Source organism: Achromobacter sp. HZ01, assembly GCF_003267925.1.
GTDB lineage: Bacteria > Pseudomonadota > Gammaproteobacteria > Burkholderiales > Burkholderiaceae_B > Achromobacter > Achromobacter pulmonis_A.
In genome coordinates this window covers 1,503,863-1,517,080 of record NZ_LWKV01000001.1, presented here as the reverse complement: position 1 = coordinate 1,517,080, position 13,218 = coordinate 1,503,863, and the positions used below count along the sequence as shown (strand labels likewise).

The 13,218-nt window shown below is 64.7% G+C and carries 10 protein-coding genes; 7 read left to right on the top strand and 3 right to left on the bottom strand.

Going from position 1 to position 13,218, the window contains the following annotated elements:
• Nucleotides 1–181: 181 nt before the first annotated feature.
• From aceE to lpdA, 3 genes are read left to right on the top strand one after another with little or no spacing between them, the layout of a single operon-like run.
• Nucleotides 182–2,890: a pyruvate dehydrogenase (acetyl-transferring), homodimeric type gene (aceE, locus tag A6B37_RS07075; protein WP_102770875.1), complete on the top strand. Its 2,709-nt coding sequence runs from the start codon at nt 182–184 to the stop codon at nt 2,888–2,890.
• Nucleotides 2,891–2,902: 12 nt separating this feature from the next.
• Entirely contained in the window at nt 2,903–4,567 is a 1,665-nt protein-coding gene (gene aceF, locus A6B37_RS07070; RefSeq protein ID WP_102770876.1) for a dihydrolipoyllysine-residue acetyltransferase, read from the top strand.
• Between the two features lie 12 nt (nt 4,568–4,579).
• Nucleotides 4,580–6,361: a dihydrolipoyl dehydrogenase gene (lpdA, locus tag A6B37_RS07065; protein ID WP_111825301.1), complete on the top strand. Its 1,782-nt coding sequence runs from the start codon at nt 4,580–4,582 to the stop codon at nt 6,359–6,361.
• A gap of 176 nt (nt 6,362–6,537) precedes the next feature.
• Here the strand turns inward: lpdA and A6B37_RS07060 are convergent, their stop codons facing one another.
• The 3 genes from A6B37_RS07060 to A6B37_RS07050 form a co-directional block, all read right to left on the bottom strand.
• Nucleotides 6,538–7,320, bottom strand: coding sequence for a hypothetical protein (locus tag A6B37_RS07060; RefSeq protein ID WP_111825300.1), 783 nt, complete (start codon nt 7,318–7,320; stop codon nt 6,538–6,540).
• 407 nt (nt 7,321–7,727) lie between these two features.
• Nucleotides 7,728–8,831, bottom strand: a complete 1,104-nt coding sequence (locus A6B37_RS07055; RefSeq protein ID WP_111825299.1) for a FliC/FljB family flagellin — start codon at nt 8,829–8,831, stop codon at nt 7,728–7,730.
• A 260-nt stretch (nt 8,832–9,091) separates the two neighbouring features.
• A complete protein-coding gene (locus A6B37_RS07050) occupies nt 9,092–9,847 on the bottom strand; it encodes an RNA polymerase sigma factor FliA (protein ID WP_111825298.1) in 756 nt (251 codons plus the stop codon).
• A 430-nt stretch (nt 9,848–10,277) separates the two neighbouring features.
• Here A6B37_RS07050 and flhD point away from each other — a divergent pair, with 430 nt between their 5' ends.
• The 4 genes from flhD to motB all read left to right on the top strand — a co-directional run bounded on the left by flhD (nt 10,278) and on the right by motB (nt 13,217).
• Nucleotides 10,278–10,601, top strand: a complete 324-nt coding sequence (flhD, locus tag A6B37_RS07045; RefSeq protein ID WP_006219025.1) for a flagellar transcriptional regulator FlhD — start codon at nt 10,278–10,280, stop codon at nt 10,599–10,601.
• A gap of 28 nt (nt 10,602–10,629) precedes the next feature.
• Nucleotides 10,630–11,211: a flagellar transcriptional regulator FlhC gene (gene flhC, locus A6B37_RS07040; RefSeq protein WP_111825297.1), complete on the top strand. Its 582-nt coding sequence runs from the start codon at nt 10,630–10,632 to the stop codon at nt 11,209–11,211.
• Nucleotides 11,212–11,340: 129 nt separating this feature from the next.
• Nucleotides 11,341–12,216, top strand: coding sequence for a flagellar motor stator protein MotA (motA, locus tag A6B37_RS07035; RefSeq protein WP_102770886.1), 876 nt, complete (start codon nt 11,341–11,343; stop codon nt 12,214–12,216).
• A gap of 11 nt (nt 12,217–12,227) precedes the next feature.
• Nucleotides 12,228–13,217, top strand: coding sequence for a flagellar motor protein MotB (gene motB, locus A6B37_RS07030; RefSeq protein WP_102770887.1), 990 nt, complete (start codon nt 12,228–12,230; stop codon nt 13,215–13,217).
• Nucleotide 13,218 lies beyond the last annotated feature (1 nt).

Genomic DNA, 13,218 nt, shown 5'->3' with positions numbered 1-13,218 from the left:
GGTTATCCTTCCTTCTTAGAATGCCGGCTGATAGGGAACCCCTGACCGGGCCCCTGGCAGCTCTCTGTACACCCCGACCCATGCATGACATGGTAGCCCGGATGATCCCGGCTACCATGGCATGTCCGCGAGCAGACAAGAAGCGGGTGTGGTCACGAACGAACCCAACAGGAGACACACGATGTCCTCTTTCGCCCAGGCTGGCGCCGTGCAGGCCGCCAACGACGAAGACACCCTAGAAACCCAGGAGTGGCTCGAAGCCCTGGCGGCAGTCCTCGACCGCGAAGGACCGCAGCGCGCCCACTACCTGCTCGAACGCCTGATCGATGAGGCGCGCCGTTCCGGCGCCCACATCCCGTTCTCGCCCAACACCGCCTACGTCAACACCATCCCGCCCGGCCTGGAGCCGGCGCATCCGGGCAACCTGGAACTGGAAGCCCGCATCCGTTCGTACGTGCGCTGGAACGCCATGGCCATGGTGGTCAAGGCCAACAAGCACAATCCGCCCGACGGCGGCGACCTGGGCGGCCACATCGCCTCCTTCGCCTCGCTGGCCACCATGATCGGCTGCGGCCAGAACCACTTCTGGCACGCCGAGGACGAAAACCACGGCGGCGATCTGGTCTACTTCCAGGGCCACACCTCGCCCGGCATGTACGGCCGCGCCTACCTCGAAGGCCGCCTGACCGAAGACCAGCTCAACCACTTCCGCCAGGAAGTCGACGGCAAGGGCCTGTCCTCGTACCCGCACCCCAAGCTGATGCCGGACTTCTGGCAGTTCCCGACGGTGTCGATGGGCCTGGGCCCGCTGATGGCCATCTACCAGGCGCGCTTCCTGAAGTACCTGCACGCCCGCGGCATCGCCGACACCAGCAAGCGCAAGGTCTGGGTGTTCTGCGGCGACGGCGAAATGGACGAACCCGAGTCGCTGGGCGCCATCGCCCTGGCCGCGCGCGAAAAGCTCGACAACCTGATCTTCGTGATCAACTGCAACCTGCAGCGCCTGGACGGCCCGGTGCGCGGCAACGGCAAGATCATCCAGGAACTGGAAGGCGACTTCCGCGGTTCGGGCTGGAACGTGATCAAGCTGATCTGGGGCGGCTACTGGGACCCGCTGCTGGCCCACGACAAGGAAGGCATCCTGCGCCAGATCATGGAAGACACCGTGGACGGCGAGTACCAGGCGTACAAGGCCAACGACGGCAAGTTCGTGCGCGAGAACTTCTTCGGCAAGCACCCCAAGCTGCTGGAAGCCGTGTCGCGCATGAGCGACGAGGACATCTGGCGCCTGAACCGCGGCGGCCATGACCCGCACAAGGTGTTCGCGGCCTTCGACGCGGCCACCAAGCACGAAGGCCAGCCCACCGTGATCCTGGCCAAGACCATCAAGGGCTACGGCATGGGCCACGTCGGCCAGGCCAAGAACCCGACCCACCAGCAGAAGAAGCTGGAGCTGGATTCCATCCGCGAATTCCGCGACCGCTTCGCCATCCCCATCCCGGATGACAAGCTGGCCGATCTGCCGTACTTCAAGCCGGCCGACGATTCCCCCGAAATGAAGTACCTGCACGAGCGCCGCGCCGCGCTGGGCGGCTACCTGCCGCACCGCCGCCAGAAGGCCGACGAGCAGCTCAAGGCCCCGGCGCTGGACGCCTTCAAGGCCGTGCTGGAGCCCACCGCGGAAGGCCGCGAAATCTCCACCACCCAGGCTTTCGTGCGCATCCTGAACCAGATCCTGCGCGACAAGGAACTCGGTCCGCGCGTCGTGCCCATCCTGGCCGACGAATCGCGCACCTTCGGCATGGAAGGCCTGTTCCGCCAGATCGGCATCTACGCGCCGGAAGGCCAGAAGTACACCCCGGTCGACAAGGACCAGGTCATGTACTACAAGGAAGCGGCCGACGGCCAGCTCCTGCAGGAAGGCATCAACGAAGCGGGCGCCATGAGCTCGTGGATCGCGGCGGCCACGTCGTACTCCTCGAACAACCGCATCATGATCCCGTTCTTCATCTACTACTCGATGTTCGGGTTCCAGCGCATCGGCGACCTGGCCTGGGCGGCCGGCGACATGCAGGCGCGCGGCTTCCTGCTGGGCGGCACCGCCGGGCGCACCACGCTCAACGGCGAAGGCCTGCAGCACGAAGACGGCCACAGCCACATCCTGGCCTCGACCATCCCCAACTGCGTCTCGTACGACCCGACCTTCGGCCACGAACTGGCCGTGATCATCCAGCATGGCTTGAAGCGCATGGTGGAAGACCAGGAGAACGTGTACTACTACCTGACGGTGATGAACGAAAACTACCCGCAGCCCGGTCTGACCAAGGGCGACGAGGAAGGCATCATCCGCGGCATGTACAAGCTGAAGTCGCACGGCAAGGGCAAGAACCGCGTGCAGCTGATGGGCTCGGGCACGATCCTGCGCGAAGTGCTGGAAGCGCAGCAACTGCTGGAAGCCGACTGGGGCGTGGCCTCCGACGTCTGGAGCGTCACCAGCTTCACCGAGCTGCGCCGCCACGGCCTGGACGCCGAGCGCCACAACATGCTGCACCCCGAGGACAAGAAGCCGCAGGTCGCCTACGTCACCGAACAGCTGGCCGGCACGGAAGGCCCGATCATCGCGTCGACCGACTACATGAAGCTGTACGCCGACCAGATCCGCCCCTTCATCCCCAAGGGCCGCGAGTACAAGGTGCTGGGCACCGACGGTTTCGGCCGTTCGGACTTCCGCTACAAGCTGCGCGAGCACTTCGAAGTGGATCGCCACTTCGTCGTCCTGGCCGCGCTGCGCGCGCTGGCCGATGAAGGCAAGGTGCCCGTCGCCAAGGTGGCCGAAGCCATCAAGAAGTACGGCATCAACCCGAACAAAGCCAACCCGCAATACGCCTGAGGGTAAAAAGACATGAGCGATATCGTGCAAATCAAGGTTCCCGACATCGGCGACTTCAAGGAAGTGGAAGTTATCGAGGTCCTGGTTGCGGTGGGCGATACGATCAAGGCCGAACAAAGCCTGATCACCGTCGAATCCGACAAGGCCTCGATGGAGATCCCGGCCTCGCAGGGCGGAGTGGTGAAGTCCATCAACGTCAAGGTCGGCGACAAGGTCGCCGAAGGCACGGTGGTGCTGGAAGTGGAGGCCGCCGACGGCGCCGCCGCGCCGGCCGCCAAGGAAGCCCCGAAGCAGGAAGCGCCCAAGGCCGAATCCCAGCCCGCCGCCGCGCCCGCGGCCAAGGCCGAAGCCGCCGCGCCGGCCGCCGCCAGCGGCCCGGTCGAGATCCAGGTGCCCGACATCGGCGACTTCAAGGAAGTCGAAGTCATCGAAGTCATGGTCCAGGTCGGCGACACCATCAAGCCCGAGCAAAGCCTGATCACGGTCGAGTCCGACAAGGCCTCGATGGAAATCCCGGCCTCGCAGGGCGGGGTGGTCAAGGAAGTGAAGGTCAAGGTCGGCGACAAGGTCGCCAAGGGCTCGGTCGTGGCCGTGGTGGAGGGCGCCGCGCCCGCCGCCGCCCCGGCCGCCAAGGCCGAAGCCGCGCCGGCGCCTGCCGCCAAGGCTGAAGCCGCGCCCGCGCCGGCGGCCGCCGCCCCGGCTCCCGCCCAGCGTCCGGCCCCCACCGCCGCGCTCGAAGACGCCAACCTCAAGCCGGGCCAGCTGCCGCACGCCTCGCCGTCGGTGCGCAAGTTCGCCCGCGAACTGGGCGTGAATCTCAGCAAGGTCAAGGGCACCGGTCCCAAGGACCGCATCACCGCCGACGACGTGCGCGCCTTCGTCAAGCAGGCGCTGGCCTCCGGCGCCACCGCGGCCGCCGCGGGCGGCTCGGCCGACGGCGCCGCGCTGGGCCTGCTGCCCTGGCCCAAGGTCGACTTCACCAAGTTCGGCCCGATCGAAGCCAAGCCGCTGTCGCGCATCAAGAAGATCTCGGGCGCCAACCTGCACCGCAACTGGGTCATGATCCCGCACGTCACCAACAACGACGAAGCGGACATCACCGACCTGGAAGCGCTGCGCGTCACGCTGAACAAGGAAAACGAAAAAGCGGGCATCAAGGTCACGATGCTGGCCTTCCTGATCAAGGCCGTGGTCGCGGCCCTGAAGAAGTTCCCCGAGTTCAACGCCTCGCTCGACGGCGACAACCTGGTGCTCAAGCAGTACTACCACATCGGCTTCGCCGCCGACACGCCCAACGGGCTGGTGGTGCCGGTGATCCGCGACGCCGACAAGAAGGGCATCCTGCAGATCGCCCAGGAGATGACCGAGCTGTCCAAGAAGGCCCGCGAAGGCAAGATTTCCCCCGCGGAAATGCAGGGCGGCTGCTTCTCGATCTCGTCTTTGGGCGGCATCGGCGGCACGTCGTTCACGCCCATCATCAACGCGCCCGAAGTGGCCATCCTGGGCGTGTCGCGCTCCTCGCACAAGCCGGTCTGGGACGGCAAGCAGTTCGTGCCGCGCCTGATCGTGCCGCTGTCGCTGTCCTATGACCACCGCGTCATCGACGGCGCCGCGGCCGCCCGCTTCAACGCCTATCTGGGCGCCTTGCTGGCCGACTTCCGCCGCATCGCGCTGTAAACGGGGAGCCTCATGAGCAATACCGTTCAAATCAAAGTGCCGGACATCGGCGACTTCAAGGAAGTCGAAGTCATCGAAGTGCTGGTCGCCGTGGGCGATACCATCAAGGCCGAGCAAAGCCTGATCACCGTCGAATCCGACAAGGCCTCGATGGAAATCCCGGCCTCGCAGGGCGGCGTGGTCAAGTCCGTCAACGTCAAGGTCGGCGACAAGGTCGCCGAAGGCACGGTGGTGCTGGAAGTGGAGGCCGCTGACGCCGCCGCCGCGCCGGCCGCCAAGCAAGCTCCGAAGCAGGAAAGCCCCAAGGCCGCCGAGGCGCCCAAGGCGGCGCCTGCTGCGGCTGCCGCCGCACCCGCCGCGGCCAGCTTCAAGGGCTCGGCCGACGGCGAATACGACATGCTGGTGCTGGGCGCCGGCCCCGGCGGCTACTCCGCCGCCTTCCGCGCCGCCGACCTGGGCCTGTCCGTGGTCCTGGTGGAACGCTACGACACCCTGGGCGGCGTCTGCCTGAACGTGGGCTGCATCCCGTCCAAGGCGCTGCTGCACAACGCCGCCATCATCGACGAAGCGCGCGAGCTGGCCGCACACGGCATCAGCTTCGGCGAGCCCAAGATCGACCTGGACAAGCTGCGCGGCTACAAGGACAGCGTGGTCGCCAAGCTGACCGGCGGCCTGGCCGGCATGGCCAAGGCGCGCAAGGTCACCGTGGTGCACGGCGTGGGCGAATTCGCCGACCCCAACCACCTCACGGTCAAGGCCGCCGACGGCAAGACCCAGACCCTGCGCTTCAAGCAGGCCATCATCGCCGCCGGCAGCCAGTCGGTGAAACTGCCGTTCCTGCCCCAGGACGACCGCATCGTCGATTCCACCGGCGCCTTGCTGCTGCGTGAAATCCCCAAGAAGATGCTGATCATCGGCGGCGGCATCATCGGCCTGGAAATGGGCACCGTGTACTCCACGCTGGGCGCGCGCCTGGACGTGGTCGAAATGCTCGACGGCCTGATGCAGGGCGCCGACCGCGACCTGGTCAAGGTCTGGCAGAAGAAGAACGCCGGCCGCTTCGACAACATCATGTTGAAGACCAAGACCGTCGGCGCCGAAGCCAAAAAGGACGGCATCTACGTCAGCTTCGAAGGCGAGGGCGCGCCCAAGGAGCCGCAGCGCTACGACCTGGTGCTCCAGGCCGTGGGCCGCAGCCCCAACGGCAAGAAGATCGGCGCCGACAAGGCCGGCATCGCAGTGACCGACCGCGGCTTCATCGAAGTCGACCGCCAGATGCGCACCAACGTGCCGCACATCTACGCCATCGGCGACATCGTCGGCCAGCCCATGCTGGCCCACAAGGCCGTGCACGAAGGCCACGTCGCGGCCGAGACCGCCGCCGGCCAGAAGTCCTTCTTCGACGCCCGCGTCATTCCGTCGGTGGCCTACACCGATCCGGAAGTGGCCTGGGTCGGCCTGACCGAAGACGAAGCCAAGAAGCAGGGCGTCAAGATCGAGAAGGGCGTCTTCCCCTGGGCCGCCTCCGGCCGCGCCATCGCCAACGGCCGCGACGAAGGCTTCACCAAGCTCATCTTCGACGCTGAAACCCACCGCATCCTGGGCGGCGGCATCGTCGGCACCCACGCCGGCGACCTCATCAGCGAACTGGCCCTGGCCGTCGAAATGGGCGCCGACGTCGTCGACATCGCCAAGACCATCCACCCGCACCCCACCCTGGGCGAATCCGTGGGCATGGCCGCCGAAGTCGCCGAAGGCGTCTGCACGGACTTGCCGCCGATGAAGAAGAAGTAAGCAGGCAGCGGTTCGCCGCCGATGTTGCTGATAACGAGCGCCGGTTCCTGATTTGGGGGCCGGCGCTTTTTTTTGTATCGCTGTCAGGGGGTAGCTTGCAGGCGCCCGTTGCTGGGGTCGAATTTCGGCATTGCTGTGGCTGCGCACGACCGCTGGGGGTGCTGCCTATAACCCATTCAAGGCCGGCTTGGACATTCCTTCACCGTACCCCAGGCCCGATGCGGTTCACAGAACTGCTTGCGGGCCCCCCAGGCACAGTCCGGACGTTCGAAAAAACCCAACTGCGCGCAACGCGCAAGCTCGCCTCTGAGCGCATCCAGCCAAGCCCAAGGGCTCTGCGCCGGGATTTCGGTGATGCGCAAGGTCGAGCGCGGCCCGGTCGGCGCGTTAGCCGCCGGTTCCGGCGTGGGTGGGGTGCGTGGCGCTGTGGCAGGCTCGGGCGCCGTGACTTCCGGCTGCGCCGGTGTTGCGGTATGCGTCTCCGGCTCGACTATCGCCTCTGGCGCAGCCGTGAACGGCAGAGGTTCCGGCAGCACGGGTTCGAGCGGCGTCAGCGGCACCCGCTGGGGCTCGGCCGCCGTGGCGCTGGACCTTACATTAGGCGAACTCCACGACACCACCAATAGCACGAGCGCACCGTAGATCGCCAGCGTATAGAGCACGGTCAACGTCGCATAGCCCACACGCTTGCCGGTGATGGGACGCGCCTCGTCGCGGCCCAGCAATTCGCGCCAGCGCACCAGCAGTGCGCCCGGCGCAGAGATCAGCCCCCAGCCGAGGCGTCGCAGCAGGTTGGGTTGATGTGGAGGCAGCGTGGCCTGTACCTGCGCGGCCAGCAGTTCGCGTAGGGCACGATTTTCTTCCAGCAGCCGGCGGGTCTGCTCGTCTTCTGGCGCCTGATCCGGGGCCGCGGTACTGCCGGGCTGCGGTGTGTGTGGATCGGAAGGCGAGGTGGTCATGGTGTGAAAAATCTAGATACAAACGGCGCGGTTGCAATTATGTAGCACCTTGGCCGATGGCGAATCAGGGAACAGATGCCCAAAAATGCCACTCGGCTGCGGTACGCCGAGCTTGATCAGGGCGCGCCATCAGGCGCCGATTCTGGCTGGCTTTCGGTGACCTAGCAGGGCCAAGAGAGGCAAGGTCACCACGCCGGCGGCATGACGAACACAGGTCAGCTTGTTGTTGTGAATACCAGCCCCTGCAGCGACGACGGGCGGATGGAAATGGGATCGATCTCAGTTTGAAAAAACACAAGCCGGCGGATGCCGGCTTGTGTTGAGTGCCGGGGATATCCCGGCTTTGCGGATCGCAGGGCGGACCGATCAGGCCCGCGCTTGCGTCACCGTCAGGCGTTGCGGCGTGATTAACGCAGCAGCGACAGAACGGTTTGCGGCACTTGGTTGGCTTGCGCCAGAACCGAGGTGCCAGCCTGTTGCAGGATTTGAGCCTTGGTCATGTTCGACACTTCCGTGGCGTAGTCGGCGTCTTCGATACGCGAACGAGCGGCGGACAGGTTGTTCACCGTGTTGTTCAGGTTGGCCACGGTCGATTCGAAACGGTTCTGGATGGCACCCAGATCACTGCGCAGCGTGTCGACTTTGGCGAGTGCATTGTCGATTGCGGCCAGGGGATTGGCCGTGGCGGTCGACGCTTCAGCGGCGGAGGCGACAACGTTGGTGGCCTTTGCACCGACCGTTACGGAAACGGTCGAATCGCTACCGTCGCCCGCAGTACCGGTAGTCACGGTAAAGGTAGCCTTGCGGTAGCTGCCATCGCTGTCTTTGACGAAGTAGCCGTTCGTGGCATCACCGACGAAGTCAGCGGCCGCGTAAGCGCTACCGTCAGCTTTGGTTGTCGAGAAAGTCGTGCCGCCGGTTGCGGTGTCGCCTGCCGTGTCTTGTATGGTTGCAGCAGTCAGGGCCGAACCATCAATGGTCGTGCGCACGCTGAAGCCAGTCAGATCCAGGCTCGCGCGATCGATCGCCTCCAGATTGATTGTAATGGTTTCGTTGTCGTTGGCGCCGACTTGGATGTCCAGCGCTTGAACGCCGTTTTTCAGGACGCTGATGCCATTGAATTGGGTCTGCTGGGAGACACGATCGATTTCATCCAGACGCTGCGTGATTTCCGCCTGGATCGAAGCCATGTCGCTATCCGAATTCGTGCCGTTGGAAGCTTGCACGGTCAGTTGACGGATACGCTGCAGGTTGTTGTTGATTTCGTTCAGCGCGCCTTCGGTCGTCTGGGCGATCGAGATACCGTCGTTGGCGTTGCGGGCGGCTTGCGTCAGACCGTTGACGTTGGCGGTGAAGCGGTTGGCGATGGCCTGGCCGGCGGCGTCGTCCTTGGCGCTGTTGATGCGCAGGCCCGAGGACAGGCGCTCGATGGCGTTGCCCAGCGACGATTGCGACTTGTTCAGGTTGTTCTGCGCAACCAGCGACAGATAGTTGGTATTGATGACTGCCATGTTGAGGCTCCCAAGAGAGAAAGGCTTCTTCAAACTGGGCAGCAAGGCCGCCCATCGGTGTTAACGGGAAAGTTCGTCGACGGGTGTCTAGGAATCTCTCCGTTGCCAGGATTACGGCAGGCCTAAATCGATCTTTAGGGGAATTTTTGCGAAAGTCGAAATTCTTGTTGTTGCGGGGGGGGGGGAGAAGAGGGCGCCGATCGCGCCGTCCGCTACCCTACCTATATAGAGAAGACTGCGAGAGGGCGGCCCCGCCAGCCTCAAATCACCTGCGCGATCTGCCCTTCCTGCGGCAGTTCCTGCCAGGCCTGTTCCTTGAGCTTGGCGCGGATGCGGGCCGTGGCCTGGGAGCGCAGCTGGCAGACGCGCGCTTCGGTCACGTTCATGATGGCGCCGATTTCCTTGAGGTTCAGGCCTTGCTCGTAACAGAGCGACAGCAACAGTTTTTCGCGCTCGGGCAGGGCGTCGATGGCGTGGATCAGGGCCTGGCGGAAGTCGCCGGCCAAGAGGGAGTCCAGCGGGTTGCCGTCGGCCGAGCCGTGGGCGAGCGCCGAGGACCAGTCGGCCAGGCCGCCGCCTGTGTCGGAGTCGGCGGCGAAGTCTTCGTAGTGGACGATCTGCACGCCCTGGGCGTCATGCAACAGCGTCTGATATTCACCCAGGCCGATGTCGAGCTGTTGCGCGATTTCGGCTTCGCTGGGCGCGCGCATCAGGCGCTGCTCCAGCTGCTGGATGGCCTGTTCGATCTTGCGGGCCTTGGCGCGCACGCTGCGGGGCAGCCAGTCCTGGCCGCGGAGCTCGTCGAGCATGGCGCCGCGGATGCGGGTGGTGGCGTAGGTCTCGAACTGGGCGTCGGCGGTTTCCTGGTAACGCCGCACGGCGTCGAGCAGGCCGATCATGCCGGCTTGTATCAAGTCGTCGAGCTCGACGCTAGCCGGCAGTCTGGCGAGCAATTGCAGGGCCAGCTTCCGCACTAGCGGGGCATAGTCGACCAGGCTGTCATCTGCGTGGGGCATTGCGGAATGTCGGACGGAATCTATCGTGGCGCGCCGCTGACTGTTGCCGAGATACGACATTGTCGACAAACGCGCGGGAAGCGAAAGCGAGCCGATTGAGTGGTCGGCAAGGTGCCATTGTGGGCACTGGAAACGGTTTCATTCCCCGAAGAACGCCGCGTTTTGAACGCTTGTTTGCGTGATTGAGGTAAATTTTGTGAAAAAGTTTTATGTCAAGGTGTATCGAAATCGGCAAGTTGCGCAATATCAACAAAGATTTGTCATAAAAGTCATAGAAAATGACAATACCTGTGGTAAATTTTACTTAAATTGCGAACAAATGATACATTTCGCATTAAAGCAGGCCTAATTTGGGCCTGCGGCAACGGCGATTGCCGGAAATTTGCGTATCTAAGTCCGCGCGGGCGGGATCGGAACTAGGAGTTTGGGCGTGCAACAAGTCGAAAATTCATTGCTGGCAGACATTCGCGAAGTCAATTTGTCATATTTGTTACTAGCTCAGCGCATGCTGCGCGACGACTATGCGGCGTCGATGTTTCGCCTCGGTTTCAGCAACGAGGTGGCCGATATCCTGATGCGGCTGTCGCCGGCCCAGTTGGTCAAGCTGGCCAGTTCCAGCTCGCTGCTGTGCCGTTTCCGGTTCGATGACTACAGCCTGCTGTCGGCGCTGACCCACGACGTGCTGGGTGGTGCGCTGCAACAGGCGCACGCCACGATCCTGCTGGCCAAGCAGCCTGTCGAAGAACTGGCCTGACGGCCTGCCGCGATCCGGAAATATTGTAATGGCCTCGAAGAGCGTATCCCAGGAAGCGGACGACATCCTGCTTGCCAGTTCCATGATCACCCTGGGAGCCCGGCTGCAGGTGCTGGAGGCTGAAACCAGCCTCAGCCACGACCGCCTGGCCCGGTTGTATCGCGAGATCCGCGGCTGCTCGCCGCCCAAGGGCATGCTGCCGTTCTCGGTGGACTGGTTCATGACCTGGCTGCCGAACATCCATTCGTCGCTGTTCTACAACGTGTATTCCTTCCTGAATACGCGCACCAGCAGCAAGGGCATACGCGCCATCATCGACGCCTACCGGCTGTATCTGGAGAACGCCGGCCTGGACAACGCCGAGGCCGCCGAGCCCGTGCTCAGCTTTACCCGCGCCTGGATGCTGGTGCGGTTTTTCGATGGCGGCATGCTGCAGCTGTCGGCCTGCCGCCAGTGCGGCGGCCATTTCATTGCCCATGCCCACGATCCGCAGTCGGATTTCGTATGCGCGATCTGCCGGCCGCCGCCCCGCGCCGGCAAGACGCGCGCCGCGGCCCGAGCGCGCGCCGGCGCCCGTTGCGCGCCCGCGGCGGACGCCGCGCAGTCCTGAAGGCGGCCCGGCGGGCTGTTTCCAAATACGTCAAAAGCCCTGGAAAACCCCCCGTAACCCACGTTTTTGGAGCGGGGGGAACAGGGGATCATTGACGCCGGTTTTAGACTACGTTGGCAGGGGCCTGATGTGTTGATTGTTATCGGTTTTCTTGTGGTGGCCGTGTCGGTCGTCGGCAGCTTCATCGCGCTGGGCGGCCATCTGGGCGCGCTCTACCAGCCCTTCGAGCTGACGCTCATCTTCGGCGCGGCGTTCGGGGCGTTCCTGGCCAGCAACAGCAAGAAGTCGCTGGCGCTGGTGAAGTCGGCGCTGCCCGACGCGCTCAAGAGTTCGCGCTACGGCAAGGACGTGTACATGGAGCTGATGGCGCTGCTGTACGTGCTGCTGAACAAGGCGCGCCGCGAGGGCCTGATGGCGATCGAATCGCATATCGAGGACCCCGAATCCAGTCCGATTTTCAGCGAGTATCCCCGCATCGCCAAGGACGCGAAGCTCATGGAGTTCATCACGGACTACCTGCGCATCATGATCAGCGGCAACATGAGCTCGTTCGAGATCGAGACCCTCATGGACGAGGAAATCGAGACTTACCGCCACGAGCGCGAAGTGCCGGCGCGGGCGCTGCACCAGATGGCCGACGGCCTGCCGGCCTTCGGCATCGTGGCCGCGGTGCTGGGCGTGATCAAGGCGCTGGCCGCCGTGGACCAGCCCCCGGCCATCCTGGGCGACCTGATCTCCAAGGCCATGGTGGGCACGTTCCTGGGCATTCTGCTGGCCTATGGCTTCGTCGGGCCGCTGGCCTCGCGCATCGAGCGCCGCAGCGACGAGGCCACCAAGGTGCTGGAGTGCATCAAGACCACGCTGCTGGCCAGCATGAACGGCTATCCGCCGCAGCTGGCCGTGGAATTCGGCCGCAAGGTGCTGTTCTCGGCCGTGCGCCCGACCTTCGGTGAGCTGGAAGAGCACGTGCGGCAGGCCAAGTCGGCGACGACCGGCCGCGCCTGACGGAGCCGTCCATGAGCACGGTAAACAACCACCGTGTGGTGATCCGCCGCAAGAAAAGCAAGGGCGGCGGGCACCACGGCGGCAGCTGGAAGATCGCATACGCCGACTTCATCACGGCGATGATGGCGTTCTTCCTGGTGATGTGGCTGATCAGCGTGGTCCCGCGCGAAGAGCTGAAGGGCATCGCGGAGTACTTCCGCATGCCGCTGCGCGTGGCGATCACGGGCGGGCCCAGCAGTTCGGCCGAGACCAGCGCCGTGCCGGGCGGCGGGCAGGACCCGCTGCGCAGCGACGGCGACGTGCGCCGCGGCCAGGGCAACCGGGTCGAGTCCCAGCCCATGGGCGATGCCGAGCGCCGCGAGCAGCACCGCCTGGAAAACCTCAAGAAGCGCCTCGAGAACCTGATCGAGACCAGCCCGGTGCTGCAGACCTTCCGGCCGCAGGTGCTGATCGACCTGACCACCGAGGGCCTGCGCATCCAGATCATCGACAACCAGAACCGTCCCATGTTCGCCACCGGGCGCGCCGAGGTGCAGCCCTATATGCGCGACATCCTGCGCGAATTGGGGCCGGTTCTGAACGAGCTGCCCAACAAAGTCAGCATCTCGGGCCATACCGACGCGGCGCAGTACGCCCGCGGCGAGCGCGCCTACAGCAACTGGGAGCTGTCGGCCGACCGCGCCAACGCTTCGCGCCAGGAGCTGGTGGCCGGCGGCATGAACGAAAGCAAGGTCATGCGCATCCAGGGGCTGTCGTCCAGCATGAGCCTGGTTAAAGATGATCCGTATGCCGCCGTTAATAGGCGTATCAGCCTCGTGGTGCTCAATCAGAGCACCCAGCGGCGCATCGAAAGCGAGAACGCCGCGGCAGCGGAAATCACCGCTCGCGACGCCCGCGAGGTGGGAACGGCGGTGGAGGCGGCCCAGGCCGCCGTCCGCGCCACGACGGCAACCAAACCAGGCGCGGCGCAGAGCAACCCGCCCGCCGAAGGGGTTCGATAGC

Excerpts from the sequence above, each read along its gene's own strand:
- aceE (WP_102770875.1), top strand. The coding sequence starts at position 182 with ATGTCCTCTTTCGCCCAGGCTGGCGCCGTGCAGGCCGCCAACGACGAA.
- aceF (WP_102770876.1), top strand. The coding sequence starts at position 2,903 with ATGAGCGATATCGTGCAAATCAAGGTTCCCGACATCGGCGACTTCAAG.
- lpdA (WP_111825301.1), top strand. The coding sequence starts at position 4,580 with ATGAGCAATACCGTTCAAATCAAAGTGCCGGACATCGGCGACTTCAAG.
- A6B37_RS07060 (WP_111825300.1), bottom strand. The coding sequence starts at position 7,320 with ATGACCACCTCGCCTTCCGATCCACACACACCGCAGCCCGGCAGTACC.
- A6B37_RS07055 (WP_111825299.1), bottom strand. The coding sequence starts at position 8,831 with ATGGCAGTCATCAATACCAACTATCTGTCGCTGGTTGCGCAGAACAAC.
- A6B37_RS07050 (WP_111825298.1), bottom strand. The coding sequence starts at position 9,847 with ATGCCCCACGCAGATGACAGCCTGGTCGACTATGCCCCGCTAGTGCGG.
- flhC (WP_111825297.1), top strand. The coding sequence starts at position 10,630 with ATGGCCTCGAAGAGCGTATCCCAGGAAGCGGACGACATCCTGCTTGCC.
- motB (WP_102770887.1), top strand. The coding sequence starts at position 12,228 with ATGAGCACGGTAAACAACCACCGTGTGGTGATCCGCCGCAAGAAAAGC.